The organism is Pseudomonas migulae NBRC 103157 (assembly GCF_002091715.1).
Classification (GTDB): domain Bacteria; phylum Pseudomonadota; class Gammaproteobacteria; order Pseudomonadales; family Pseudomonadaceae; genus Aquipseudomonas; species Aquipseudomonas migulae_A.
Map to the genome: position 1 here is coordinate 60,423 of NZ_BDAG01000029.1, position 25,449 is coordinate 85,871.

The 25,449-nt window shown below is 60.7% G+C and carries 24 protein-coding genes; 21 read left to right on the forward strand and 3 right to left on the reverse strand.

The genetic code is table 11. The features are described from left to right. The first annotated feature begins 169 nt into the window (after window positions 1–169). The 15 genes from PMI01S_RS20660 to PMI01S_RS20730 all read left to right on the forward strand — a co-directional run bounded on the left by PMI01S_RS20660 (window position 170) and on the right by PMI01S_RS20730 (window position 16,542). Window positions 170–892, forward strand: coding sequence for a tellurite resistance TerB family protein (locus PMI01S_RS20660; RefSeq protein WP_084321918.1), 723 nt, complete (start codon window positions 170–172; stop codon window positions 890–892). 247 nt (window positions 893–1,139) lie between these two features. After that, window positions 1,140–2,762 (forward strand): methyl-accepting chemotaxis protein, encoded by a 1,623-nt coding sequence (locus tag PMI01S_RS20665; RefSeq protein ID WP_084321919.1) that lies wholly within the window; start codon window positions 1,140–1,142, stop codon window positions 2,760–2,762. Then, window positions 2,762–3,298, forward strand: a complete 537-nt coding sequence (locus PMI01S_RS20670) for a chemotaxis protein CheW (RefSeq protein WP_084321920.1) — start codon at window positions 2,762–2,764, stop codon at window positions 3,296–3,298. The genes PMI01S_RS20665 and PMI01S_RS20670 overlap by 1 nt, the downstream gene beginning before the upstream one ends. Continuing rightward, on the forward strand, window positions 3,295–4,563 hold the full coding sequence (locus PMI01S_RS20675) for a CheR family methyltransferase (RefSeq protein ID WP_084321921.1): 1,269 nt from the start codon (window positions 3,295–3,297) through the stop codon (window positions 4,561–4,563). The genes PMI01S_RS20670 and PMI01S_RS20675 overlap by 4 nt, the downstream gene beginning before the upstream one ends. Beyond that, window positions 4,560–5,243 (forward strand): chemotaxis protein CheW, encoded by a 684-nt coding sequence (locus tag PMI01S_RS20680; protein WP_084321922.1) that lies wholly within the window; start codon window positions 4,560–4,562, stop codon window positions 5,241–5,243. Before PMI01S_RS20675 ends, PMI01S_RS20680 begins: the two co-directional genes overlap by 4 nt. Beyond that, a complete protein-coding gene (locus tag PMI01S_RS20685; RefSeq protein WP_084321923.1) occupies window positions 5,240–7,528 on the forward strand; it encodes a hybrid sensor histidine kinase/response regulator in 2,289 nt (762 codons plus the stop codon). The genes PMI01S_RS20680 and PMI01S_RS20685 overlap by 4 nt, the downstream gene beginning before the upstream one ends. Continuing rightward, on the forward strand, window positions 7,525–8,535 hold the full coding sequence (locus tag PMI01S_RS20690) for a chemotaxis response regulator protein-glutamate methylesterase (RefSeq protein WP_084321924.1): 1,011 nt from the start codon (window positions 7,525–7,527) through the stop codon (window positions 8,533–8,535). Before PMI01S_RS20685 ends, PMI01S_RS20690 begins: the two co-directional genes overlap by 4 nt. Window positions 8,536–8,583: 48 nt before the next feature. Next, window positions 8,584–9,585, forward strand: coding sequence for a response regulator (locus PMI01S_RS20695; protein ID WP_084321925.1), 1,002 nt, complete (start codon window positions 8,584–8,586; stop codon window positions 9,583–9,585). Window positions 9,586–9,687: 102 nt separating this feature from the next. Further along, window positions 9,688–10,783 (forward strand): peptide chain release factor 2 gene (gene prfB / locus PMI01S_RS20700; protein WP_139272976.1). Its coding sequence is split into 2 segments (ribosomal slippage): window positions 9,688–9,759 and window positions 9,761–10,783, totalling 1,095 coding nucleotides; the frame shifts between segments, so codons are not numbered across the junction. An 84-nt stretch (window positions 10,784–10,867) separates the two neighbouring features. After that, window positions 10,868–12,370, forward strand: a complete 1,503-nt coding sequence (gene lysS / locus PMI01S_RS20705; protein ID WP_084321926.1) for a lysine--tRNA ligase — start codon at window positions 10,868–10,870, stop codon at window positions 12,368–12,370. Between the two features lie 102 nt (window positions 12,371–12,472). Continuing rightward, the gene (locus tag PMI01S_RS20710) at window positions 12,473–13,189 is read left to right on the forward strand and encodes a TetR/AcrR family transcriptional regulator (RefSeq protein ID WP_167362919.1); all 717 of its coding nucleotides are present in this window, start codon (window positions 12,473–12,475) and stop codon (window positions 13,187–13,189) included. Between the two features lie 160 nt (window positions 13,190–13,349). Beyond that, window positions 13,350–13,904 (forward strand): hypothetical protein, encoded by a 555-nt coding sequence (locus tag PMI01S_RS20715; RefSeq protein WP_084321928.1) that lies wholly within the window; start codon window positions 13,350–13,352, stop codon window positions 13,902–13,904. 35 nt (window positions 13,905–13,939) lie between these two features. Then, complete coding sequence (locus PMI01S_RS20720) at window positions 13,940–15,217, forward strand: flavohemoglobin expression-modulating QEGLA motif protein (RefSeq protein WP_084321929.1); 1,278 nt, start codon at window positions 13,940–13,942, stop codon at window positions 15,215–15,217. Between the two features lie 84 nt (window positions 15,218–15,301). After that, on the forward strand, window positions 15,302–16,216 hold the full coding sequence (locus tag PMI01S_RS20725; RefSeq protein WP_084321930.1) for an alpha/beta hydrolase: 915 nt from the start codon (window positions 15,302–15,304) through the stop codon (window positions 16,214–16,216). Then, window positions 16,213–16,542 (forward strand): PA3694 family proteiin, encoded by a 330-nt coding sequence (locus PMI01S_RS20730; protein WP_084321931.1) that lies wholly within the window; start codon window positions 16,213–16,215, stop codon window positions 16,540–16,542. Before PMI01S_RS20725 ends, PMI01S_RS20730 begins: the two co-directional genes overlap by 4 nt. Before the next feature lie 199 nt (window positions 16,543–16,741). Here PMI01S_RS20730 and lptF read toward each other — a convergent pair whose 3' ends face one another. From lptF to PMI01S_RS20745, 3 genes are all read right to left on the reverse strand, one after another. After that, window positions 16,742–17,530, reverse strand: coding sequence for a lipotoxin F family OmpA-related lipoprotein LptF (gene lptF, locus PMI01S_RS20735; RefSeq protein WP_084321932.1), 789 nt, complete (start codon window positions 17,528–17,530; stop codon window positions 16,742–16,744). A 48-nt stretch (window positions 17,531–17,578) separates the two neighbouring features. After that, on the reverse strand, window positions 17,579–17,992 hold the full coding sequence (locus tag PMI01S_RS20740; RefSeq protein ID WP_084321933.1) for a DUF4398 domain-containing protein: 414 nt from the start codon (window positions 17,990–17,992) through the stop codon (window positions 17,579–17,581). Window positions 17,993–18,346: 354 nt separating this feature from the next. After that, window positions 18,347–18,691 carry a pilin assembly protein gene (locus PMI01S_RS20745; protein WP_084321934.1) on the reverse strand — a complete coding sequence of 115 codons (345 nt, stop codon included), beginning with the start codon at window positions 18,689–18,691 and terminating at the stop codon, window positions 18,347–18,349. Between the two features lie 213 nt (window positions 18,692–18,904). Here PMI01S_RS20745 and ppc point away from each other — a divergent pair, with 213 nt between their 5' ends. The 6 genes from ppc to PMI01S_RS20775 all read left to right on the forward strand — a co-directional run bounded on the left by ppc (window position 18,905) and on the right by PMI01S_RS20775 (window position 25,448). Beyond that, on the forward strand, window positions 18,905–21,535 hold the full coding sequence (ppc, locus tag PMI01S_RS20750) for a phosphoenolpyruvate carboxylase (RefSeq protein ID WP_084321935.1): 2,631 nt from the start codon (window positions 18,905–18,907) through the stop codon (window positions 21,533–21,535). 288 nt (window positions 21,536–21,823) lie between these two features. After that, a complete protein-coding gene (gene adk, locus PMI01S_RS20755; protein ID WP_084321936.1) occupies window positions 21,824–22,471 on the forward strand; it encodes an adenylate kinase in 648 nt (215 codons plus the stop codon). A 94-nt stretch (window positions 22,472–22,565) separates the two neighbouring features. Continuing rightward, entirely contained in the window at window positions 22,566–23,240 is a 675-nt protein-coding gene (gene tsaB / locus PMI01S_RS20760) for a tRNA (adenosine(37)-N6)-threonylcarbamoyltransferase complex dimerization subunit type 1 TsaB (protein WP_084321937.1), read from the forward strand. 187 nt (window positions 23,241–23,427) lie between these two features. Continuing rightward, a complete protein-coding gene (locus PMI01S_RS20765; RefSeq protein WP_084321938.1) occupies window positions 23,428–23,733 on the forward strand; it encodes a hypothetical protein in 306 nt (101 codons plus the stop codon). Next, window positions 23,733–24,593: a DUF72 domain-containing protein gene (locus tag PMI01S_RS20770; protein WP_084321939.1), complete on the forward strand. Its 861-nt coding sequence runs from the start codon at window positions 23,733–23,735 to the stop codon at window positions 24,591–24,593. Before PMI01S_RS20765 ends, PMI01S_RS20770 begins: the two co-directional genes overlap by 1 nt. Before the next feature lie 33 nt (window positions 24,594–24,626). Next, window positions 24,627–25,448 (forward strand): isocitrate lyase/PEP mutase family protein, encoded by an 822-nt coding sequence (locus PMI01S_RS20775; RefSeq protein ID WP_084321940.1) that lies wholly within the window; start codon window positions 24,627–24,629, stop codon window positions 25,446–25,448. Window position 25,449: the final 1 nt, after the last annotated feature.

A 25,449-nucleotide genomic window follows, 5' to 3' on the forward strand; every position in this document is an offset into this window, starting at 1 on the left:
GCGGTTTTTATAGATTCACTCGAGTTTATATCTTTTTAATCGATGGGCTTTTTTGCGTTAAAGAAGTTGAGCAACATCTGGAAGCACTCTCGCCGGGAGGGGCTGGGCACTTTCGATCTAGGCTGGTGGCCTCAGTGTCTGGTTTACCCCATTTGTGGAGGCGGCAAGAATGAATACCCGTGGATTGCTCGATCAGTTGCTCAAATCTGGCCAGGACATGTTGCAGAACAAGGCCGGTGGCTCGCAGAACAAAGCGTCCAGCGGTGGATTGGGCAGCTTGCTCGGCGGCAGCGGTGGTTCGGGCGGGCTTGGCAGTTTGCTCTCGGGCGCGGGTGGCGGTGCGCTGGCGGCGGGTGCCATGGGCCTTTTGATCGGCAACAAGAAGGTTCGCAAGGTCGGCGGCAAAGTGGCCATCTACGGCGGCCTCGCGGCATTGGGCGTGATTGCCTACAAGGCTTACGGCAACTGGCAGGCCCAGCAGGGCACTGCACCGAAGCAAGAGCCGCAAACCGTGGACCGCGTGCCGACGGCGCAGGTCGAGCAACACAGCCAGGCGATTCTCAAGGCGCTGGTGGCCGCGGCCAAGGCTGACGGCCATGTCGATGAGCGCGAGCGGGCGTTGATCGAAGGCGAGTTCACTAAACTCGACAATGATCAGGAGCTGCAACACTGGCTGCACGCCGAACTCAACAAACCGCTCGATCCAACCGATGTGGCGCGCGCCGCCAGCACCCCGGAAATGGCCGCCGAGATGTACATCGCCAGCGTAATGCTGGTGGACGAAGAGAACTTCATGGAGAAGTCCTACCTGGATGAACTGGCGCGCCAGCTGAAGCTGGAACCGGGCCTCAAGGCCGAGCTGGAAAAACAGGTGCGCCAGGCTTCTTTGTAACCCTCAAGATCGCCTTCGCGGGCAAGCCATGCTCCTGCAGGATTTGAGTCGGCCACATGATATGTGGGCGACACCAGGCCCAGTAGGCGCATGGCTTGCCCGCGAAGACGTCATCCGCTACGCCACTCATTCATAGCGCTCCCGACGTTTTTCCTCTGGATGAGAACTGCCGCGCATCCGTCTTATAAATGAAACACCGCCCTCGGCTATACTCCGCAACATTTGAAACGGCCCCCGAGGACTGACTGTGAAGAACTGGACGTTGCGCCAACGCATTTTGGCGAGCTTTGCGGTAATTATCGCCATCATGCTGCTGATGGTCGTCGTCTCGTATTCGCGGCTGTTGAAGATCGAGGCCAGCGAAGCCAGCGTTCGTGATGACGCGCTTCCAGGGGTGTATTACAGCTCGACGATTCGTGGCGCCTGGGTCGACAGTTTTCTCCAGATCCAGGAAATGCTGGGCTTGAAGGAAGGGCAGGGCATCAGCGCCGAGGACGCCGCAGACTTCAAGAATTTTGAAGCGCGCGTGCTGGACGCGATGAATAGCTATCGCGCCACCGTCACCACGGACGAAGACAAGCTCGAATTCGCAGCCTTCGAAAAACTCCATGAGAATTACGGCAAGATCCTGGCCGCAGTGCTCGACTTGCATAAGCGCAATCAGGAAGCCGAGGCCATCAAGTTGTTCAATGAACAACTGATCCCGGCGTGGACAGCAGGGCGCATGAAGCTCAATGACATCCTGCGCGAAAACAAGGCGGTGGCGGATCAGGACATCGTGAACATCGATGACGCGGTGGGCACTGCGAAAACCATCATGGGCATCTCCCTGCTGGTGGCGGTTTTGGCCGCCGGTCTGTGCGGCCTGTTGCTGATGCGCGCGATCATGGCACCGATGAACCGCATCGTGCAGATCCTCGAAATCATGCGCACCGGTGATTTGAGTGGGCGCTTGAACCTGGAGCGCAAGGACGAATTCGGCGCCGTGGAAACCGGCTTCAACGACATGATGGCCGAGCTTACGTCGCTGGTGTCCCAAGCTCAGCGCTCCTCGGTGCAGGTCACCACGTCGGTCACCGAGATCGCCGCCACCTCCAAGCAACAACAAGCCACCGCCACGGAAACCGCCGCCACCACCACGGAAATCGGCGCGACATCCCGTGAAATCGCCGCGACTTCGCGCGATCTGGTACGCACCATGACCGAAGTCTCCACCGCTGCCGATCAGGCCTCGGTGGCGGCCGGTTCCGGGCAGCAGGGCTTGGCGCGTATGGAAGAGACCATGCACTCGGTGATGGGCGCCGCGGATCTGGTCAACGCCAAACTGGCGATCCTCAACGAGAAGGCCGGCAACATCAATCAAGTGGTCGTGACCATCGTCAAGGTCGCCGACCAGACCAACCTACTTTCCTTGAACGCCGCTATTGAAGCCGAGAAGGCCGGGGAATACGGTCGCGGGTTTGCCGTGGTCGCCACCGAGGTGCGGCGTCTGGCGGACCAGACCGCCGTGGCCACTTACGACATCGAGCAGATGGTGCGCGAGATCCAGTCGGCGGTGTCGGCCGGGGTCATGGGCATGGACAAGTTCTCCGAAGAAGTGCGCCGCGGCATGTCTGAGGTGCAGCAGGTCGGTGAGCAGCTGTCGCAGATCATCCATCAGGTTCAGGCGCTGGCGCCGCGGGTGTTGATGGTCAACGAAGGCATGCAGGCCCAGGCCACCGGTGCCGAGCAGATCAACCACGCGCTGGTGCAGTTGGGCGATGCCAGCAGCCAGACCGTCGAGTCCCTGCGCCAGGCCAGTTTTGCCATCGACGAACTGAGCCAGGTGGCCGTCGGGCTGCGTAGCGGCGTTTCGCGATTCAAAGTCTGATGAGCGAACTCACGGCCAAACGCACCGCCGTGAAGCCGGCGATGCAGGCGTTGTTTCTGGTGTTTCGCATCGCCAGCGAGCGTTATGCCCTGCAAGCGATCGAGGTGGCGGAAGTGCTGCCGCGTCTGCCGTTGAAGCCGATTCCCCGCGCACCGGACTGGGTCGCCGGGGTGTTCGCCTATCGCGGCGCGGTGGTGCCGGTCATCGACCTCAGTGCGCTGACGTTCGGTTTACCGGCTCAGGCCCGCACCAGCACGCGTTTAGTGCTGGTCAATTATCGTCCGGATGAATCCGTTGAGACGCAGTTGCTCGGGCTGATCCTGGAACAGGCGACCGACACGCTGCGCTGCAACCCGGCGGATTTTCAGCCTTATGGTCTCGACAATCGCCAGGCACCTTACCTCGGACCTGTTCGCGAAGATGCGCAAGGTTTGCTGCAATGGGTGCGTGTCGCCGACCTGCTGGATGAACAGGTTCGCGCACTGCTGTTTCCGTCACCGCCACTGGATCCGGCGTTGCTTGAGGAGCGGCCATGAGCAGCGATCAGCGGTTTTTCGATTTTCTCAAGGAGCGCATCGGCCTCGACGTGACCTCGGTGGGCCCGGCGATCATCGAGCGGGCCGTGCGCCAGCGCAGCACCGCATCACGGTCGCAGACGGCCGATGAGTATTGGCACACCTTGCAGGGATCGCGGGATGAGCAACAAGCGCTGATCGAAGCGGTGATCGTTCCCGAAACCTGGTTTTTCCGTTACCCGGAGTCCTTTGCCACCCTGGCGAAACTGGCGACAAAACGCCTGGCCGACATCAACAACATGCGCGCGCTGCGAATCCTCAGCCTGCCATGTTCCACCGGCGAAGAGCCCTATTCCATCGCCATGGCGTTACTGGATGCCGGACTCAAACCACATCAGTTCAAAGTCGAAGGCATGGACGTCAGCCCGCTGTCGGTGGAAAAAGCCAAGCACGCGCTGTACGGCAAAAACTCGTTTCGTGGCCAGGACATCGCATTCCGCGACCGGCATTTCATCGTTGAAGACGATGGCTATCGCCTTGGCGAACGAGTACTGGAACAGGTGCGTTTGCAGGTCGGCAATCTGCTGGATCCGGCGTTGCTGGCCAACGAACCACCGTATGACTTCGTGTTCTGCCGCAACCTGCTGATCTATTTCGATCAGACCACCCAGCAGCAAGTGTTCGAAGTGCTCAAGCGCCTGACCCATGTCGAGGGTGTGCTGTTTATCGGCCCGGCCGAGGGCAGTTTGCTGGGGCGCTTTGGCATGCGCTCGATTGGAATTCCTCAGTCTTTCGCGTTCAGCCGGCAGAGCGTCCTTGCGCCTGAAGCTGTTCCAGCCTTTTTGCCGACTCAGTTACCGGCGCGCCAGCCGGTGCGCAGCGTGACACCGCCGCCCGTGCGCAGCCGGCCTTTCGCAACCGTGACGCCGTTGCCGGTGGTGACGAAAGCCGCCAACCCGGACGCCGCCACATTGCTGGCTAACATCGCCGCACTGGCCAACGAAGGCAAAAGCGCCGAAGCCCGCGCCGCGTGCGAAAGCTATTTGCGCAGTCATGAACCGGTGGCCCAAGTGTTTTACTGGCTCGGACTGCTCAGCGATGTCGCCGGCAGTGCCCTCGAAGCCCAGGGGTTCTATCGCAAGGCGTTGTACCTCGAACCGCAACATCCCGACGCGTTGATGCACCTGGCGGCCTTGCTGCAATCCCAGGGCGACACGGCGGGCGCCCGACGATTGCAGGACCGCGCCGCCCGAAGCGAGCGCGCAGACAGTGAGCGCAAACGATGAACGCCGCCGACACCTTTAGCCTCACCCATGAAGATGCCCAGGCCATCGATGATTGCTGGAATCGCATCGGTATCCACGGCGACAAATCCTGCCCGCTGTTGATCGACCACATTCACTGCCGCAATTGCGCGGTGTATTCGGCCGCCGCCACGCGTTTGCTTGACCGCTATGCGTTGCAGCAGGACGACCGCGGGCAAGTCTCGGTTGCCGTCCAAAGCGATGTGAAAACCCGCTCGCTGTTGATGTTTCGCCTCGGTGAAGAATGGCTGGGCCTGGCCACCCGCAGCCTGGTGGAAGTGGCGCCGCTGCAAGCCATCCACTCCCTGCCGCACCAGCGCTCCCGGGCCTTGCTCGGCGTGGCGAACGTACGCGGCGCACTGGTAGCGTGCCTCTCGCTGGTGGAACTGCTAGGGCTGGACGCCACCAGCAGCGTGGCTTCAGGCGCACGCGTGATGCCGCGGATGTTGATCATTGCCGCCCACGGTGGGCCAGTGGTGGTGCCGGTGGACGAAGTCGACGGCATCCATGCCATCGAGGAGCACATCCTCGACGCGGCGTCCCGCTCTGGCAACCAGGCCAGTGCCAAATACACCCGTGGCGTGTTGCAATTCAAAGGTCGCAGCCTGCGTTGGCTGGATGAAGAACAGCTGCTGTCTGCCGTGACCCGGAGCCTCACATGACCCCTGAGCAAATGCGCGACGCCTCTTTGCTGGAGCTGTTCAGCCTGGAAGCCGAGGCCCAGACCCTGGTGTTGAGCACGGGGCTGCTGGCGCTTGAACGCGATCCGACCCAGGCCGATTACCTTGAATCGTGCATGCGCGCGGCTCACTCGCTCAAAGGCGCGGCGCGAATTGTCGGCGTCGATGCCGGCGTCAGCGTTGCCCATGTGATGGAAGATTACCTGGTCAGCGCCCAGGAAGGCCGGTTGTATCTGCGGCCCGAGCACATTGATGCCTTGCTGCAGGGCACCGATCTGCTGATGCGCATCGCGACGCCGAACAACGCACCGGCGCCTGCGGATATCGAAGCTTATGTCGTCTTGATGGGACGGCTGCTTGTTCACATGGCGACGGTTGCCCCCATCGCGCCGCCGATGGCAGAACTTCAGCTGGAGCCGCCGACGGCCACGGTTGAGTCGCCCATGCCGGCCGCCACGCAAGCCCCTTCGGCAGGTGCCGCCGAGCCCTCGCCCAAGACCAAACGCACCACCGAAAGTGGCGAGCGCGTATTGCGCGTTACGGCCGAGCGCTTGAACAGCTTGCTCGACCTGTCGAGTAAATCTCTGGTGGAAACCCAGCGCCTCAAACCGCACCTGGCCACCATGCAGCGCCTGAAGCGCATGCAGAACAACGGCCTGCGGGCACTGGAAAACCTCAACGTCCGTCTCAAGGAACAGACCTTGAGCCTGGAGGCCCGGGAAGCCCTCGACGATGCTCGCCGGCTGCTGGCGGAATCCCAGCAATTGCTGGTGGAAAAAAACGCCGAACTGGATGAGTTCGCCTGGCAGGCCAGTCAGCGCGCGCAAGTTCTGTACGACACGGCGCTGGCCTGTCGGATGCGGCCGTTTGCCGATGTACTGACCGGGCAAGTGCGCATGGTCCGCGACCTGGGTCGCAGCCTCGGTAAACAGGTACGGCTGGAGATCGAAGGCGAGAAAACCCAGGTCGACCGCGACGTTCTGGAGAAACTCGAAGCACCACTGACGCACCTGCTGCGCAACGCCGTCGATCACGGCATAGAATCCCCGGAGCAGCGGATGCTGGCCGGTAAACCGGAAGAAGGTTTGATCCGCTTGCGCGCGTCCAATCAGGCCGGTCTGCTGGTGCTGGAACTGAGCGATGACGGCAACGGCGTCGATCTGGAAAAGGTCCGCCGCAGCATCATCGAACGGCAGTTGTCGCCGCCGGACACCGCCGCGCAATTGAGCGAAGAGGAACTGTTGACGTTTCTGTTCCTGCCGGGCTTCAGCCTGCGGGGCGAGGTCACTGAAGTGTCCGGACGCGGCGTCGGCCTGGACGCGGTTCAACACATGGTTCGTCAGTTGCGCGGCGCAGTGGTGCTGGAGCAGACGGCGGGCGAGGGCAGCCGTTTCCACCTCGAAGTGCCGCTGACACTGTCGGTGGTGCGCAGCCTGGTGGTCGAAGTCGGCGACGAGGCGTATGCGTTTCCGCTGGCTCACATCGAGCGCATGTGCGACCTGGAGCCGGCGGACATCGTGCAGGTCGAAGGCCGTCAGCATTTCTGGTACGAAGGCCGGCACGTCGGATTGGTTGCCGCCAGCCAATTGCTCCAGCGCCCAGCGAGTCAGAACAGTCAGCAAACCCTCAAGGTCGTGGTGATCCGCGAGCGCGATGCGATCTACGGCGTCGCGGTCGAACGGTTTATTGGCGAGCGCACGCTGGTGGTTTTGCCTCTGGACGAGCGTCTGGGCAAGGTGCAGGACATTTCTGCCGGCGCCTTGCTCGACGACGGTTCGGTGGTGCTGATTGTCGACGTCGAGGACATGCTGCGGTCTGTGGACAAACTGCTCAATACCGGGCGCCTGGAACGTATTGCCCGCCACGGTAATCAGGCGGTCGAAGCAGCGCGCAAAAGGGTCCTGGTGGTCGACGATTCGCTGACCGTTCGCGAGTTGCAGCGCAAATTGCTGGTCAATCGCGGCTACGACGTGGCCGTGGCGGTGGATGGCATGGATGGCTGGAACGCCCTGCGTTCGGAGGATTTCGATCTGCTGATTACCGACATCGATATGCCACGCATGGATGGCATCGAACTGGTGTCTTTATTGCGTCGGGACAATCGATTGCAATCGCTGCCGGTTATGGTGGTGTCCTATAAAGACCGTGAAGAAGACCGTCGTCGTGGACTGGACGCCGGGGCCGACTATTATCTAGCCAAAGCCAGTTTTCATGACGACGCCCTGCTTGATGCAGTGGTTGAGCTCATCGGAGGAGCGCGGGCATGAAAATCGCAATCGTCAACGACATGCCCATGGCGGTTGAGGCTTTGCGCCGCGCCTTGGCATTTGAGCCAGCGCACGAGGTGATCTGGGTCGCCAGCAATGGGGCCGAGGCGGTGCAACGTTGCGTGGAAAACACCCCGGACCTGATCCTGATGGACCTGATCATGCCGGTGATGGATGGCGTCGAGGCGACCCGGCGGATCATGGCCGAGACGCCATGCGCCATTGTGATTGTCACGGTCGACCGCCAGCAGAACGTGCATCGGGTGTTCGAGGCCATGGGGCATGGGGCGCTGGATGTGGTCGATACGCCGGCGATCGGTGCCGGCAATGCCCAGGAAGCGGCGGCGCCGCTACTGCGCAAGATCCTGAACATCAGCTGGCTGATCGGCGACAAGGGCAATCGGGCACGACCCGCGCCGAGTCCGTCGCGTCATTCGGGCTCTCGGCAAAAATTGATCGCCATCGGTTCGTCCGCGGGCGGGCCGGCAGCGCTGGAAGTACTGCTCAAGGGGCTGCCGCGAGATTTTTCGGCCGCTATCGTGCTGGTGCAGCACGTCGACCAGGTGTTCGCCGCTGGCATGGCCGAGTGGCTCAGCAGCGCCAGCGGCCTGGACGTGCGCCTGGCCCAGGAAGGCGAACAGCCACAGGCCGGCACCGTGCTGCTGGCCGGCACCAACCACCATATCCGCTTGTTGAAAAACGGCACGCTGGCGTACACCGCCGAGCCGGTCAACGAGATCTATCGGCCCTCGATCGATGTGTTTTTCGAGAGCGTGGCCAGTTACTGGAACGGCGATGCCGTGGGTGTTTTATTGACCGGCATGGGGCGCGATGGCGCGCAGGGGCTTAAACTCATGCGCCAACAGGGCTACCTGACCATCGCTCAGGACCAACAAAGCAGCGCGGTGTATGGCATGCCGAAAGCGGCAGCGGCCATCGACGCCGCTGTAGAAATTCGCCCGCTGGACAAGATAGCGCCACGATTGCTGGAGATTTTCGCTAAATGACTACGCTTAGCAGCAATCCTGGCCCAGGCAGTACTCAGGTGACCGAACATGAATGAATTACAGCTCGACGGCTTTAAAACCGACGAAAACGCCGCCATGGTGTTGTTGGTGGACGATCAGGCGATGATCGGCGAGGCGGTGCGCCGCGGGTTGTCGAATGAAGAGAACATCGACTTCCATTTCTGCGCAGACCCGCATCAGGCCATTGCGCAGGCCATCCGGATCAAACCGACCGTGATCCTCCAGGATCTGGTCATGCCCGGTCTTGACGGCCTGAGCCTGGTGCGTGAATACCGCAATCATCCGGCCACCAAGGATATTCCGATCATTGTGCTGTCGACCAAGGAAGACCCGTTGATCAAAAGCGCGGCTTTCGCGGCCGGGGCCAATGATTATCTGGTGAAACTGCCGGACAACATCGAACTGGTGGCGCGCATTCGCTATCACTCGCGCTCCTACATGACCCTGCTGCAGCGTGATGCGGCCTACCGCGCGCTGCGGGTCAGCCAGCAGCAATTGCTCGACACCAACCTGGTGCTGCAGCGCTTGATGAACTCGGACGGCCTGACCGGGCTGTCGAACCGTCGTCACTTCGACGAATACCTGGAGCTGGAGTGGCGCCGTTCGTTGCGTGACCAGAGCCAACTGTCGTTGCTGATGATCGATGTGGACTACTTCAAGTCCTACAACGACAGCTTTGGCCACCTGGAAGGCGACGAAGCGTTGCGCAAGGTCGCCACAGCCATCCGTGACGCCAGCGCCCGGCCTTCGGACCTGCCGGCCCGTTATGGCGGTGAAGAGTTTGCGCTGGTGCTGCCCAACACCACGCCGGGCGGTGCGCGACTGGTGGCGGAGAAACTGCGCCAGACCGTGGCCGCGCTGAAGATCCCGCACATTTTCCCGACCGAAGGCTCGAGCCTGACCATCAGCATCGGTCTGTCGACCATGACCCCGCAACCGGGCGCCGATTGCCGACAACTGATCTCGGCGGCGGACAAGGGGCTGTACCTGGCGAAGAACAATGGGCGTAATCAGGTCGGCATCGAGTAGGAGCGAGCGGACAGGCCTTTTCAGCCAGGCGGGCTGCCGTTTTGGACCGTTTGCCGTTATACTCGCCGGCTTTCAAAAGTTCGCCAACGAGTGCTGCCCGCCATGGAAATCAACCCGATCCTTAACAGTATCAAGGACCTGTCCGAGCGATCCGAAACTATTCGGGGGTATCTTTGACTACGATCAAAAGCATGAGCGTCTGACTGAAGTCAATCGCGAGCTTGAAGATCCGTCTGTCTGGAACAACCCGTCGTACGCTCAGGAACTGGGCCGCGAGCGGTCCCTGCTGGCGCAGATCGTCGAAACCCTCGACGAAATGCACACCGGCCTGGCCGACGCCAAAGACCTGCTGCTGATGTCCGCAGAGGAAGAAGACCAGGCCGCCGTCGATGACGTCGCCGCCGAAGTCGAGCGTCTGCGCGAGTCCCTGGAAAAACTCGAATTCCGTCGCATGTTCAGCGGTGAAATGGACGCCAACAACGCCTACCTGGACATCCAGGCTGGCTCCGGCGGCACCGAGGCCCAGGACTGGGCCAACATCCTGCTGCGCATGTACCTGCGCTGGGCTGACAAACGCGGTTTCGACGCGACCATCATGGAGTTGTCTGCCGGTGAAGTCGCCGGGATCAAGGGCGCTACCGTGCACATCAAGGGCGAATACGCCTTTGGCTGGCTGCGTACCGAAATCGGCGTGCACCGACTGGTGCGCAAGAGCCCGTATGACTCCGGCAACCGCCGTCATACCTCGTTCTCGGCCGTGTTCGTGTCGCCGGAAATCGATGACAACATCGAAATCGACATCAACCCGTCGGACCTGCGCATCGACACCTACCGCTCCTCCGGTGCCGGTGGTCAGCACGTAAACACCACCGACTCGGCCGTACGGATTACCCACGTACCGACCAACACCGTGGTCAGTTGCCAGAACGAACGCTCCCAGCACGCCAACAAAGACACCGCGATGAAAATGTTGCGGGCGCGCTTGTACGAGCAGGAAGTGCAGAAACGCAACGCCGCCTCGCAAGCCCTGGAAGAGACCAAGTCGGACATCGGCTGGGGTCACCAGATCCGCTCCTACGTACTCGATGCGTCGCGAATCAAGGATTTGCGCACTAACATCGAACGCAGCGACTGCGACAAGGTGCTCGACGGCGACATCGACGAATACCTGGTGGCCAGCCTGAAACAAGGCCTGTAACACGATCCCCCCTGTAGGAGCCGGCTTGCTGGCGATCCCCGGCCAACGGCCGGGGACAATGAACCTGATGGAATACTTAAAGACATGAGCGACCTAGAACTCGACCCGCAAGCCCTGCAACAGGAAGAAAACTCCCTGATCGCCCTGCGCAAGGAAAAGCTGGCTGCCGAGCGCGCCAAGGGCAATGCCTTCCCGAACGACTTCCGCCGTGACAACTACTGCGAAGACTTGCAGAAACAGTACGCGGACAAGACCAAGGAAGAGCTCGCAGAGGCTGCAATCCCGGTCAAGGTTGCCGGTCGCATCATGCTCAACCGTGGCTCGTTCATGGTGATCCAGGACATGACCGGGCGCATTCAGGTCTACGTCAACCGTAAGACCCTGTCCGAAGAAACCCTGGCCGCAGTGAAAACCTGGGACATGGGCGACATCATTGCAGCCGTTGGCACCCTGGCCCGTTCCGGCAAGGGCGACCTGTACGTTGAAATGACCGAAGTGCGCCTGCTGACCAAGTCGCTGCGCCCGCTGCCGGACAAGCACCACGGTCTGACCGACACCGAACAGCGCTATCGCCAGCGCTACGTTGACCTGATCGTCAACGAAGACGTGCGCCAGACCTTCCGCGTGCGTTCGCAAGTGATTGCGCACATCCGCAGCTTCCTGATGAAGCGCGACTTCCTCGAAGTCGAAACGCCGATGCTGCAAACCATCCCGGGCGGCGCGGCAGCCAAGCCGTTCGAAACGCACCACAACGCGCTGGACATGGAAATGTTCCTGCGTATCGCGCCTGAGCTGTACCTCAAGCGTCTGGTGGTTGGCGGTTTCGAGAAGGTGTTCGAGATCAACCGCAACTTCCGCAACGAAGGCGTTTCGACCCGTCACAACCCTGAATTCACCATGTTGGAGTTCTACCAGGCATACGCCGACTACGAAGACAACATGGACCTGACCGAAGAACTGTTCCGCGAGCTGGCGCAGCTGGTTCTGGGCAGCACCGACGTGCCGTACGGCGACAAGGTGTTCCACTTCGGCGAACCGTTCGTGCGTCTGTCGGTGTTCGACTCGATCCTCAAGTACAACCCCGAGTTGACCGCTGACGACCTGAACGACATCGAGAAGGCTCGTGCCATCGCCAAGAAGGCTGGCGCGAAAGTGCTGGGCTTTGAAGGCCTGGGCAAGCTGCAGGTGATGATTTTCGAAGAGCTGGTCGAGCACAAGCTGGAGCAGCCGCACTTCATTACCCAGTACCCGTTCGAAGTGTCGCCGCTGGCCCGTCGTAACGACGACAACCCGAACGTCACCGATCGTTTCGAGCTGTTCATCGGTGGTCGTGAAATCGCCAACGCCTACTCCGAGTTGAACGACGCGGAAGACCAGGCCGAGCGCTTCATGGCGCAGGTGGCCGACAAGGACGCCGGCGACGACGAAGCCATGCACTACGACGCCGACTTCGTTCGCGCGCTGGAGTACGGCATGCCGCCAACGGCGGGTGAAGGGATCGGCATCGACCGCCTGGTGATGTTGCTGACCAACTCCCCGTCGATTCGCGACGTGATCCTGTTCCCGCACATGCGGCCGCAAGCGTAAGTGTTTCAACTAAAAAGCCGCCTGAAATGGGCGGCTTTTTATTGCCTGTCTGGTACAAACGTATCAATTGGTTACTTTTGAAGTAAGAGAGGAATACCTGCCGTGAATCGCGCAATGGCTCTAGAAGGTGCAGCGGGTGTCGCCACTGCGGTCGCTGAAAGTGTTCAGTACCAGGGCCGCAAGGCCAGCCGCCAGGGCAGTGAGCAACGTCGACAGGACATTCTCGATGCCGCCATGCGCATTGTCGTGCGCGATGGCGTGCGGGCGGTGCGTCACCGTGCGGTCGCCGCCGAGGCCGGTGTGCCGCTGTCGGCCACCACCTACTATTTCAAGGACATCGATGACCTGCTCACCGATACCTTCGCCCAATACGTGGAGCGCAGCGCGGCGTTCATGGCCAAGTTGTGGGTGAACAATGAAGGCCTGCTGCGCGAGATGGTCGTCAGCGGCGACGGCAGCCCCGAGTCGCGCTCGCAGCTGGCGGACGATATTGCGCGGTTGATGGCGGACTATGTCCATCGGCAACTGATCAACCGCCGCGAACATTTGATGGCCGAGCAAGCGTTCCGTCAGGAAGCGTTGCTCAACCCCCGCCTGGCGGAGCTGGTGCGCTCGCACCAGCAAATTCTCCTGCAGGGCACGTGTCAGCTTTTCCAGGTTTTGGGTTCCCGTGAACCCCATCAAGATGCCAAAGTGTTGACGGCGATTATCGGACGGATGGAATATCAGGGCCTGCTCAACGACGCCGAGCCTGCCGCCGAAGCCGAAATGCTCGGTATCCTGACGCGGTATATGCACTTGGTCCTGGCGTCGGTGTGATCCATTGTGGTGCTCGATCCCCTGTGGGAGCGGGCTTGCTCGCGAAGGCGGTTTAACATTCAACATTTCCGTCTTCTGATACACCGCTTTCGCGAGCAAGCCCGCTCCCACAGGTTCGGTGGCCACATCAAGCCGGCGTATGTTTCAAAGGGAGTGTTGAATGAAAGCCTGGCGCGTCGTTGTGATCGCCTTGTCGTTCCTGCTGCTCAGTGGCTGCCTGGTGACCTTCAAGGAACCGCTGCCCACGAGCGACCCCGCGCCCAAGGGATTACTCGGCAAGTGGACCAGCACCAACGCCTGGGGCGAACCCATGAACCTGGAGCTGACGCGCATTGGCGACAATCGCTATCAGGCGGTCAGCTATTTCAAGGCCAAACCCAAGGAGCGCGAAGCTTATCCCTTCACCGTCTCGCGCCATGGCAGTCGCTGGTACCTGTCGGCGAAAGTGCCCGCGCAGTTCGGCGGGCATTTCACCATTGCCGGTTTCGAACTCACCGACAAGCATGAACTGGTGGTCTATAACCTCGACGTCGAGCAGATCAACCAGGCGCTGGGGCAGAAAACCCTCAGCGGTGAAGGTTTCCAGACCGACGATGGCGACGGCGTGCTGATCAACACCAACATGGATCAGGTCTTCGCTTACCTCGATGATCCGGCCAATTCCGACGTATTCGTCGAGGCCGTGCGCTATCAGCGCTTGGCCAAAGCCAAGTAAACCAGCACATAACGGTTTTTCTACAGGAGTTTCGGGTGGACGATTACCAGCAGTCGATACGCATTTTGTCCGATCGCATCGTGCTGGCGCAGACGCCGATACGCGTCCTGGACGCGGTGAAGTGGGACGACAGCATCCGCAAGCGTTTCCTCAAGGCCAAGGGCAAGGAAATGCCGGAGGTGGACCGTGATTACTACCTGAACCGGCCACTGTCCTTCGACTCCAGCAGAGTGAAACTGGAGTTCCAGAACATCGAGCGTGACATCACCCGTCAGCTCGGCCAGTTCAACCCGGTCGGCCAGATCATGCGCCGCATGTGCAAGGAATACCGGATGGTGGTGCGCATGCTCGAAGCACGCGGCACCGAGGATTTCGGGCTGATTTCCCAGGAACTGTACGGCGCGGCGTCCGATGCGTTCCACGCGGGTGACCCGACCCTGTCCGACCTCGGCCTGATGCTCTCCGATTACCTGAACAACATCGATGGCCGTGGTGACCTCAAGGATGAGCCGAAGATCCTTACCGCCAAGGACGCCGTGCATTTATTGCAAACCCGGCTGAGCAAAGTATTTGGCGAGGCCGAGGAAACCATTCGGGTATTCGAGTCTGACGGGATCGTCGCCGATGCCGCCGCGGGCGCCGACTACATCAAGATCCGCACCGACGCGATGTTCAACGAGCGTGACGTACGCGCCCTCGAAGTCCATGAAGGGCTGGTGCATGTCGGCACCACGCTCAACGGTCTGAACCAGCCGATCTGCACCTTCCTGTCCAAAGGCCCGCCCTCGTCGACGGTGACTCAGGAAGGCCTGGCGATCCTGATGGAAATCATTACATTCGCCTCTTACCCAAGCCGCCTGCGCAAACTGACCAACCGCACCCGCGCCATTCACATGGTGGAAGAGGGCGCGGACTTCCTGCAGATCTTCGAGTTCTTCCGCGAGCAGGGCTTTGAAATGGCGGAAAGCTACGGCAATGCCAGTCGGGTTTTCCGCGGTTCGGTGCCGAATGGTCTGCCATTTACCAAAGACTTGTCCTACCTCAAGGGCTTCATCATGGTTTACAACTACATTCAGTTGGCCGTGCGAAAGGGCAAGCTTGAGCAGATACCGCTGCTGTTTTGCGGCAAGACCACGCTGGAGGACATGCGGACCTTGCGCCAATTGGTCGATGAGGGGTTGGTGGTGCCACCCAAATATCTGCCTGAACAGTTCCGCGACATGAACGCGCTGTCGGCGTGGATGTGCTTCTCCAACTTCCTGAATCACTTGAGCCTGGACCGGATCGAAGCGGATTATTCCAACATCCTGTAAGGACACGGACCCCATGTGGGAGCAGGCTTGGTCCGCTCCCACATTTGACCTGTGTTCCAACCCTTTTTCGCGAGGTTTCAACGGATGAGAATCCTCGGCATCCTCTGCCTTCTCCTGACCCTCGGTGGTTGCAGCTCCTTGCTGTTCTACCCCGAGCCCGGCCAGTTGTTCACCCCGGAAAAAGCCAAACTCGAATACCGCGACGTTACCCTCACCACCGCCGACGGTCTCAAGCTGCACGGTTGGTGGCTGCCAGCGAAAAAAGGCGTCGAGGTCAAAGGCACGGTGCTGCACCTGCACGGTAACGGCGGCAATCTGCCCATGCATCTGGGCGGCAGCTGGTGGTTGCCGGAAGAGGGGTATCAGGTACTGCTGATCGATTATCGCGGCTACGGTTTGTCCGAAGGCGAACCGAGTTTGCCGGCGATCTATCAGGACATCGACGCCGCATTCAAGTGGCTCGACCAGGCACCGGAAGTCAAAGGCAAGCCGCTGATCCTGCTCGGCCAAAGCCTCGGTGGCTCAATGGCCGTGCATTACCTGGTTCAACACCCTGAACGCCAGAAGCAACTCAAGGCCTTTGTCCTCGACGGCGTGCCTGCCAGTTATCGCAGCATCGGCCAGTTCGCCCTGAGCAATTCCTGGCTGACCTGGGCGTTCCAGGTGCCGCTGTCCTGGCTGGTGCCGGACGGTGACAGCGCGATCCATTCCATGGAGCAGCTCAATGGCGTGCCGAAATTGATCTACCACAGCATCGACGATCCGATCGTGCCCCTTTCCAACGGCATCCGTCTGTATCAAGCTGCGCCGCCGCCGCGGGTGCTGCAACTGACCCGCGGCGGTCACGTGCAGACGTTCGCCGACCCGGTCTGGCGCAAAGTCATGCTGCGTTACCTCGAAGACCCGCAGCATTTCAACGGCCTGCGTCGACTGGGTGAAATCCCCAATTACCCGGCCCCCCCGAATTCAGAAGATGAACCATCAGAGAGCCCGCAATGAGTGAAGAACGTAACGCCATCCCGCTGATCATCACCGGTATCTGCAGCATCCTCGGCACAGTGGGTGCCCTGTGGTGGTACGGCTACCTGCACTTCGCCAAGCCTGAGGATGCGTTGCTGCTCAACCAATTCACCATGCTCAAGACCGTGCCGGGTGAGGATTACAAAGTCTCCCTGGAGCCGGCGGCGCAAGTGGCGCAGTGCATCGATGGCGTGCTGGTGCTGTTTGATACCGAACAGAAAGGCCTGAGCGGCGTGCTGATCAACGACCGGAAAAAAGCGGTGCGCTGCATGGGGCAGGAAACCCCGCAGAAGCTGGAGCAGTAACGGTAACGCGTTCAAATCAGACAAGCCGCGGTTGCCTTCATCGCCAGCAAGCCGGCTCCTACAGGATTGCATTGAACCGGTAGGAGCCGGCTTGCTGGCGATGGGGGGCCACGCGGTGTTCCGCCAAACCGCCAAACCGCGAAAACAAAAAGCCCCGCCTGATCGACTCAGGCGGGGCTTTTGCGTTACTGCGTGAAGCTTAGTTCGAGCTGACCGCCGAACGCGGAATCACTGGCTGGTTGTCGTTGGAAATGGTCACTTCCACCCGACGGTTCATTGCCCGGCCCGAGGCGTTGGAGTTCTCGGCCACCGGATACTCCTTGCCGTAACCCTGGGCAACGATGCGCGCCGGATCAACGCCCATCTTCACCAGCGCCATGCGCACGGAACCGGCGCGACGCTCGGACAGCGACTGGTTGTGCGACGCTGTACCGGTGCTGTCGGTATAGCCTTCGACAATCGCCTTGCGGTCCGGGTTTTCCTGAAGGAATTGCGCCAGTTTGTTGATGTTCACCAGACCGCTGGATTTCAGGTCGGCACGGTCAGTGGCAAACAGCACATCCCCGAAAGTCACCAGCGTCCCGCGATCGGTCTGCTTGGCGTTCAGGCTGTCCTGCAACTGCTTGATCTGCTGATCGCGAGCGTCGAGACGAGCCTGGGCGCGCTGTGCGGCGGCGTTTTTCAGATTGGCTTCAGCGGTGCGCAGGGCGATGGTCTGCTTCGCCACTTCAACACGCTGATTGGTCAGGTAGGCCAATTGGTCGACCTCGTTCGAATCTCGCTTGTCCAGATAAGCCTTGTCGGCCTTGTCCAGGTAATCGCTGGCGTCCTTGGTTTCCAGTGCCGCGACTTTGCTCGCCTGCGGGTTGGCTTGCAGGCCGCTGTAGTTGGTGCGGGCCTGTTCCAGGTTGGCATTGGGCGGCGTCGAGCAGCCGGCCAGTGCAACGCTTGCGGCCAGCAGGGCAGGGATCATCAATTGTGTGCGCATTTTGGTTTCGTCCTTTTAAGTCGAGTAAGAAGTACGTCGAGGCGGCGCTTATTGCACGGTGCGCTGGCTTTCCTGACGCAGTTCCTGAACCCCTTTCTGAGAGTCCTTCACAGCTTGTTCGGCTTTGATCGCCTGGGCTTTGCGTTCGGCGACACGAGCGTCCCACTCAGCCTGTTCGGCGAGCATTTTGGCTTCGTCATACTTTTTGTCGTGCATGGCGATTTCGGCTTGTTTGAGCTTGTCCTGAGCGGACTTCATCTCAACCGCGGCGAACTCGGTGCCGCCCGCGCTGACGGCGCTGTTCACGGCGGATTGGGTTACGGCGTATTGCTCGGTCGGCGGGTTACCGGCACAACCGGCCAGAACGAAGCTGCTGCCGATCGCCAGAGCGGCCAGTTTCAGGCTACGCAAGTGGTTGGACGAGGACTTGGCAGTGCTGGTTTTCATGGTCATCAACTCCATTGGAAAAACTCCTGAAAAGCTAAAAATCCATCCTGGGTAAGGAGCCGCAACCATCAAATTTCGAAAGCGTTTTGAAACGGCCGTCCCAGGCGTGGTTACTGGTTACGACCCGAGGCATTTTTCAAAAGTTCAGAGAAGATGGCCTTTCGCCGGAAAAAACTTTGACCGAATGGACAAGGCTCTAAGTCGGGAACTTTAGCGATGTGCAGCGGTATTCCCGGGTTTTGTTGAAGGGGTTCTGCGACCTGATGTGGGAGCGGGCTTGCTCGCGAAGGCGGTGTGTCAGTCAACCTCTCTGCTGGCTGACACACCGCCTTCGCGAGCAAGCCCGCTCCCACAGGTTTCGAGGTGAATTCAGTGCTTCTGCTTGTCTTCGCTGGATGACAAATCATGCAAATGACGACGGGACAACGCGAGAAAACGCGGAGTCGGACCTATGTCTTCGTACAGTGGATCGCCTTCTTCATCGGTGGCTACGATGGTTGAGCCCTTCACGTACGGGAAGCTCTTTTCCAGCTCTTCCAGCGCAGCGCCGATCAGTTCGCCGAGCAGTTCTTCGGGATGCCGCTTGGGGTACATCTCGATAATCGCCGCCAGTCGTGCGGCGGCCTCCACATCCAGATGAATCGCGTAGCCGGTGTCGGTCAGGCGACCCTTGGCGTTTTCTTCCCAGTGATGGGCAAGCTCGCGGATTTTCATAAAAACCTCATTGCGCGCCTGCTCGTGGCAGGCAGGGTAAGTGTCCGGCATGGCCGGCGAAAGCCGTCGTACGGCTTACTCTTCAGACTAGCTCGCAGGCCCGAGGTTTAAAGTCCCTTCGTCGTTTGCTTGTAAGAAGCGCTTTACGGCGGCACTCTTTGTTTTCAAGGCATGTCATTCCAAGACACCGGATTTTTCGCTGGAGAACGGCTGATGACCGATATTGATGCACGCTTGCGCGAGGACGTTCACCTGTTGGGTGAGCTGTTGGGCAACACCATTCGTGAGCAGTACGGGGACGGTTTTCTCGACAAGATCGAGCAGATCCGCAAAGGCGCCAAGGCTGACCGTCGCGGTTCGATGGACGCCGAACTGAGCGCCAGCCTCAACCAGTTGAGCGAAGACGAGTTGCTGCCGGTGGCGCGGGCGTTCAACCAGTTTCTCAACCTCGCCAACATCGCCGAGCAATATCAGCTGATTCACCGCCGCGAAGAATCGCAGCCCGCGCCGTTCGAAGCGCGTGTGCTGCCCGAATTGCTCGCGCGCCTGCTTGCCGAAGGCCATGGTGCCGAGTCCCTGGCGCGGCAATTGGGACGACTGGAAATCGAGCTGGTGTTGACCGCACACCCGACCGAGGTCGCACGCCGTACGCTGATCCAGAAATACGATGCCATCGCCGCGCAACTCGCCGCTCAGGACCATCGTGACCTGACCAGCGCCGAGCGCGAGCAGATCCACGCGAAGTTGCAGCGCCTGATCGCCGAGGCCTGGCACACCGAAGAAATCCGCCGCACCCGTCCGACGCCCGTGGACGAGGCCAAATGGGGTTTCGCGGTGATCGAGCATTCGCTGTGGCAAGCAATCCCGAACTATTTGCGCAAGGCCGATAAAGCCCTGCATGACGCCACTGGCCTGCATTTGCCGCTGGAGGCCGCGCCGATTCGCTTTGCGTCATGGATGGGCGGCGACCGCGACGGCAACCCCAACGTGACGGCTGCCGTGACACGCGAAGTGTTGCTGCTGGCGCGCTGGATGGCTGCCGATTTGTACGTGCGCGATGTCGATCACCTGGCCGCCGAGCTGTCGATGCAACAGGCCAGCGACGCGCTGAAAGCCAAGGCCGGCGACAGCGCCGAACCGTATCGCGCCGTCCTTAAACAGTTGCGTGAACGCCTGCGCGCCACCCGTAACTGGGCGCATGCCGCCTTGACCACCGCGACGCCGGCAACCGCCGATGTGTTGCAAAACAATCGCGACCTGCTCGATCCCCTGGAGCTCTGCTACCAGTCGCTGCATGAGTGCGGCATGGGCGTGATCGCCGATGGGCCGTTGCTTGATTGCCTGCGTCGCGCGGTGACGTTCGGTTTGTTCCTGGTGCGTCTCGATGTTCGGCAGGACTCGTCGCGGCACTCGGCGGCGATGACGGAAATCACCGATTACCTTGGCCTCGGTCGCTATGAAGACTGGAGCGAAGAGGAGCGCATCGCTTTCCTGATGCGCGAGCTGAACAACCGTCGGCCGTTGCTGCCGGCGTACTTCAAACCATCTGCCGACACCGCTGAAGTGCTGGCGACGTGCCGGGAAATCGCCGCTGCACCGGGCGCTTCGCTCGGTTCGTACGTCATTTCCATGGCCGGCGCGGCGTCCGATGTGCTCGCTGTACAACTGCTGCTCAAAGAGTCTGGCGTGTTGCGGCCGATGCGCGTGGTGCCGCTGTTCGAAACCCTCGCCGACCTGGACAATGCCGGCCCGGTGATTGAAAAACTGTTGCTGCTGCCGGGGTATCGCGCGCGCCTGCAAGGGCCGCAGGAAGTGATGATCGGTTATTCCGACTCGGCCAAGGACGCCGGCACCACGGCGGCGGCCTGGGCGCAGTATCGGGCGCAGGAACGTCTGGTGGATATTTGCCGCGAGCAGCAAGTCGAGCTGCTGCTGTTCCACGGTCGCGGTGGCACCGTGGGCCGTGGCGGCGGCCCGGCACACGCGGCGATCCTGTCGCAGCCGCCGGGGTCGGTGGCGGGACGTTTCCGCACCACCGAGCAGGGCGAAATGATTCGTTTCAAATTCGGCCTGCCGGACATCGCCGAGCAAAACCTCAATCTCTACCTTGCGGCCGTACTGGAGGCGACTTTGCTGCCACCGCCGCCGCCGGAACCGGCCTGGCGTCATTTGATGGACGAATTGGCAGCAGACGGTGTCAGCGCTTACCGCGCCGTGGTGCGGGAAAATCCGCAATTCGTCGAGTATTTCCGCCAGTCCACCCCAGAGCAGGAGTTGGGACGCCTGCCACTGGGCAGCCGCCCGGCCAAACGTCGCGCCGGCGGGATCGAAAGCCTGCGGGCGATTCCATGGATCTTCGGTTGGACCCAGACACGTCTGATGTTGCCGGCCTGGCTCGGCTGGGAAGCGGCGCTGAGCAAGGCACTGGAGCGTGGCGAAGGGGAGTTGCTGGGGCAAATGCGCGAGCAGTGGCCGTTCTTCCGCACGCGCATCGACATGCTGGAAATGGTCCTGGCCAAGGCCGATGCCGACATCGCCCGCTCCTACGATGAGCGGTTGGTCGAGCCGGATCTGCTGCCTTTGGGCGCGCATTTACGCGACCTATTGTCGCAGGCCTGTTCGGTTGTCCTGGGATTGACCGGCCAGTCGCAGCTACTGGCACATAGCCCAGACACCCTCGAATTCATCCGTCTGCGCAACACTTACCTCGACCCGCTTCATCTATTGCAGGCTGAGTTGCTGGCACGTTCGCGACAGCAGGAAGTGGCACAGGGCAGCCCGGTAGAACAGGCGTTGCTGGTGTCTGTGGCGGGGATTGCCGCCGGTTTGCGAAATACCGGCTAAGGTTTTTGTCGTGGATTCGGGCACTCGGCGCGGGCGTTGAGTGCCGGTTTGCGCAGGGCGGGAAAGTGCTGCCAGGCGACAGTTAATGATGGGGTTGCGACTTGGGGTACCCCGTCGCAGAGTCACACAAGGCGCGGGTTTCTCCGACTTTCGGCGGCTTGTGTGGTCCGGGCCTGCTGTGTATCTTGATCAGCCTTTGGCCGTTTGGGCGGTCACGACCCTGTTTTTGAGATTGGCCCCACGAGGCGAATCCGTTGTTATCTATATAAAAAATTGAGGAGCACATCGATGCGCGTCATTCTGCTGGGAGCTCCCGGGGCCGGTAAAGGTACTCAGGCTAAGTTCATCACCGAAAAGTTCGGCATCCCGCAAATCTCCACCGGCGACATGCTGCGTGCCGCGGTCAAGGCCGGCACCGAGCTGGGCCTGATCGCCAAGAGCGTGATGGACAGCGGTGGCCTGGTATCCGATGACCTGATCATCAATCTGGTCAAGGAACGCATCAGCCAGGCGGATTGCGCCAACGGTTTCCTGTTCGACGGTTTCCCGCGCACCATTCCTCAGGCTGAAGCCCTGGTGAAGGCCGGCGTCGAGCTGGACCACGTGGTCGAAATCGCCGTTGATGATGAAGAAATCGTTCAGCGTATCGCCGGTCGTCGCGTTCACGAGGCCAGCGGCCGCGTGTACCACACCGTCTACAACCCGCCGAAAATTGCTGGTAAAGACGACATCACCGGTGAAGACCTGGTGCAACGCAAGGACGACACAGAAGAAACCGTGCGCCATCGCCTGTCGGTCTACCACTCGCAGACCAAGCCACTGGTAGATTTCTACCAGAAGCTGTCGGCGGCTCAAGGCAAACCGAAGTACAGCCACATCGCTGGCGTCGGCTCGGTTGAAGCGATCACCGGCAAGGTGCTTGAAGCGCTGAGCTGAAAAGTCTGAACCGCTTCATCTTCTACGGCCCGCTTGCGGGCCGTAGTTGTTTATACTGGCGCACTTTTTTCTGACCTCTCTTACGGAAACATCGATGAGCACCTTGCTGGCCCTGGACACCGCGACCGAAGCTTGCTCCGTTGCCTTGCTGCATGACGGCAAAGTCACGAGCCATTACGAGGTGATCCCGCGCCTGCATGCGCAGAAGCTGTTACCGATGATCCAGCAATTGCTCGCCGATGCCGGGACCACCCTGCAAGCGGTCGATGCGATTGCCTTTGGCCGTGGGCCGGGCGCGTTCACCGGCGTGCGGATTGCCATTGGCGTGGTGCAAGGCCTGGCGTTTGCGCTGGATCGCCCGGTGTTGCCGGTGTCGAACCTGGCAGTGCTGGCGCAGCGGGCTTATCGCGAACACGGCGTGAGTCAGGTCGCGGCGGCCATCGATGCGCGGATGGATGAAGTGTATTGGGGTTGCTACCGCGAAACGGCGGGGGAGATGCGTCTGGTCGGTAACGAAGCCGTATTGCCGCCGGAAATGGCGGCACTGCCGGCCGATGCCAGCGGTGAGTGGTTTGGCGCGGGCACCGGTTGGGGGTACGCCGAACGCATTGCCGTCGGCCTGACGGGGCAGGATGCGGGCATGCTGCCTCACGCCGAAGACCTGCTGACCCTGGCGCGATTTGCCTGGGCACGCGGTGAAGCGATTGTGGCGGATGAGGCGCAGCCGGTTTACCTGCGCGACAAGGTTGCGACCCCCAAAGCGCGTTGATTCCCGCTGTTCCTGTGGCGAGGGGACAAGTCCCCTCGCCACAATGAATAGCCAACGCCTGCCAATCGTCGTTTTCTAATCCCGCTTTTAAACCTTTTCGTTTTTCTGTGTTCTAGTTATCACTCGGCGGTTTGCGAAGTGGGTTGTGTGCCACTAGACTGCCATCATCGATACCGAGCATGACTTTATGCGTATAGACGGCCTTTCCTCTCAGTCCTACCCCATCAAGCGCAAGCCTCGCAAAGGGCATGTGGTTGAGGACGAATCCGTCGATATCGAGGGTGAGCTGGAATTCCCTTCCGAAGAGCAACTGGCCGCCCGCGCCGCCAAAGCCTCCGCCCAGCGCCTGAGCAATCTTCCCGCGCGTCAACAAGACATGATTTACCACCGCGCCATGAGCAAAAGCGTAGCGATGGCCTTGGCCAGCTACCTCAGCACTGCCGGTTTTGTCGATTGGGATTCGGATGTGATGGGTCTCGACCTGTACATCTGATGCGACTGCCTTATTACCTTGGCTGCCCGTCCTGGAGTGAAAACGCCTGGCGTGATTACCTCTATCCGCAGGACGCAAAATCCTCCGATTTTCTAAATCTCTATTCTCAAGTATTCAACGCCGTGGAAGGCAATACGACCTTCTACGCGAGCCCGGCTGCCAGCACCGTGCAACGCTGGGCCGAGACCATGCCCGAACACTTCCGCTTCACCGCCAAATTCCCCGGCGACATCAGCCACGGCGGTGACCTGCGTGAACAACTGATCGCCACCGAAACGTTCCTGCAACTGCTCAGCCCGTTAGGCGAGCGAGTCTCGCCACTGTGGTTGCAGCTGTCGAAAAGCTTCACACCCCAACGATTGCACGAGCTGGCGGGTTTTATCGACGCTGTGGGCCGGCCTCTGGCCATCGAAGTGCGACACGACGATTTCTTCGCCAAGGGTGATGCCGAGCGCGCGCTCAATCGTCTGCTGCTGGATCGCGGCGTTGAACGTATCTGCCTCGATCCGCGTGCGCTGTTCAGTTGCACCTCGACCGATCCATCCGTACTTCACGCCCAATCCAAGAAACCCAGGGTTCCGCCCCGTCCGGCGGCGTTCACTCAGTTCCCGCAAGTGCGCTTCATCGGCCATCCGCAACTGGAAGCCAACGATCCGTTCCTGGTGCCCTGGATCGAGAAAATCGCCCTGTGGATCGAAGAGGGCCGCACGCCTTATATTTTCCTGCACACCGCCGACAACCTGCTGGCCGCGAAGCTTGCGCAACGTTTTCACGCACAACTGATGCTGCGTTTGCCTGGCCTGCCGCCGCTGCCTGAGCTATACAGAGAGCCCGCCGCCGAGCAACTTGGCCTGCTCTGAGGCGGATTCCCTGCCTTTTTCAGGAGCCTGCCAATGGATGCGCAAACCCTTCGAGCCCAGGCGTTCAAAGCACTGCATGAACGCGCTGGCGCTTTTGTCATTCCCAATCCGTGGGACGCCGGCTCGGCGAAAATGCTCGCCAGCCTGGGCTTCGAGGCGCTGGCGACCACCAGTGCCGGTTATGCCTTTTCCCAGGGCCGTCCCGATGGCGGACTGACGCTGGACGATACCCTGGCGAACGTTCGGGCGATTGTCGCGGCTACCGATCTGCCCGTGGCGGTCGATCTGGAAAACGGTTTTGCCGACGATCCGGCCGAGTGTGCGCAAAGTATTTTGCGAGCCGCCGAAGCGGGCGCCGTGGGTGGTTCGATCGAAGATGCCACCGGCCGCGCAGAGGCCCCGATCTACTGTTTCGAGCATGCGGTGGCACGGATCGAAGCCGCTGTCGCCGCGGCTCGCAGTTTGCCGTTCCCCTTCACATTGACGGCCCGGGCCGAGAACTTCCTGCATGGCAATCCCGATCTGGACGACACCATTCGCCGCTTGCAGGCCTTCGCCGAAGCAGGCGCCGACGTGCTGTATGCGCCGGGACTGCGCAGCGCTGAAGACGTATTGGCGGTGGTTCGCGCTGTGGCGCCCAAACCGGTTAACGTGCTGATGTCCGGCGGGCTGAAATTGACGGTCGAGCAGTTGAGCGAAATGGGCGTCAAACGCATCAGCGTCGGCTCGGCACTGGCGTTGGCAGCGCTTGGCGAGTTCTACCGGGCGGCCGAAGAAGTCAAGACCTCCGGCACATTCACCTTCACGTCGCGGTCGATGCCGTACGCGCAAGCCAATCAGTTATTCAAAGGCTGAC

Excerpts from the sequence above, each read along its gene's own strand:
- adk (WP_084321936.1), top strand. The coding sequence starts at position 21,824 with ATGCGCGTCATTCTGCTGGGAGCTCCCGGGGCCGGTAAAGGTACTCAG.
- PMI01S_RS20740 (WP_084321933.1), bottom strand. The coding sequence starts at position 17,992 with ATGGAGTTGATGACCATGAAAACCAGCACTGCCAAGTCCTCGTCCAAC.
- PMI01S_RS20765 (WP_084321938.1), top strand. The coding sequence starts at position 23,428 with ATGCGTATAGACGGCCTTTCCTCTCAGTCCTACCCCATCAAGCGCAAG.
- PMI01S_RS20775 (WP_084321940.1), top strand. The coding sequence starts at position 24,627 with ATGGATGCGCAAACCCTTCGAGCCCAGGCGTTCAAAGCACTGCATGAA.
- PMI01S_RS20675 (WP_084321921.1), top strand. The coding sequence starts at position 3,295 with ATGAGCAGCGATCAGCGGTTTTTCGATTTTCTCAAGGAGCGCATCGGC.
- ppc (WP_084321935.1), top strand. The coding sequence starts at position 18,905 with ATGACCGATATTGATGCACGCTTGCGCGAGGACGTTCACCTGTTGGGT.
- PMI01S_RS20660 (WP_084321918.1), top strand. The coding sequence starts at position 170 with ATGAATACCCGTGGATTGCTCGATCAGTTGCTCAAATCTGGCCAGGAC.
- PMI01S_RS20695 (WP_084321925.1), top strand. The coding sequence starts at position 8,584 with ATGAATGAATTACAGCTCGACGGCTTTAAAACCGACGAAAACGCCGCC.
- PMI01S_RS20715 (WP_084321928.1), top strand. The coding sequence starts at position 13,350 with ATGAAAGCCTGGCGCGTCGTTGTGATCGCCTTGTCGTTCCTGCTGCTC.
- lysS (WP_084321926.1), top strand. The coding sequence starts at position 10,868 with ATGAGCGACCTAGAACTCGACCCGCAAGCCCTGCAACAGGAAGAAAAC.
- PMI01S_RS20770 (WP_084321939.1), top strand. The coding sequence starts at position 23,733 with ATGCGACTGCCTTATTACCTTGGCTGCCCGTCCTGGAGTGAAAACGCC.
- PMI01S_RS20745 (WP_084321934.1), bottom strand. The coding sequence starts at position 18,691 with ATGAAAATCCGCGAGCTTGCCCATCACTGGGAAGAAAACGCCAAGGGT.
- PMI01S_RS20725 (WP_084321930.1), top strand. The coding sequence starts at position 15,302 with ATGAGAATCCTCGGCATCCTCTGCCTTCTCCTGACCCTCGGTGGTTGC.
- lptF (WP_084321932.1), bottom strand. The coding sequence starts at position 17,530 with ATGCGCACACAATTGATGATCCCTGCCCTGCTGGCCGCAAGCGTTGCA.
- PMI01S_RS20680 (WP_084321922.1), top strand. The coding sequence starts at position 4,560 with ATGAACGCCGCCGACACCTTTAGCCTCACCCATGAAGATGCCCAGGCC.
- PMI01S_RS20690 (WP_084321924.1), top strand. The coding sequence starts at position 7,525 with ATGAAAATCGCAATCGTCAACGACATGCCCATGGCGGTTGAGGCTTTG.
- PMI01S_RS20685 (WP_084321923.1), top strand. The coding sequence starts at position 5,240 with ATGACCCCTGAGCAAATGCGCGACGCCTCTTTGCTGGAGCTGTTCAGC.
- tsaB (WP_084321937.1), top strand. The coding sequence starts at position 22,566 with ATGAGCACCTTGCTGGCCCTGGACACCGCGACCGAAGCTTGCTCCGTT.
- PMI01S_RS20670 (WP_084321920.1), top strand. The coding sequence starts at position 2,762 with ATGAGCGAACTCACGGCCAAACGCACCGCCGTGAAGCCGGCGATGCAG.
- PMI01S_RS20730 (WP_084321931.1), top strand. The coding sequence starts at position 16,213 with ATGAGTGAAGAACGTAACGCCATCCCGCTGATCATCACCGGTATCTGC.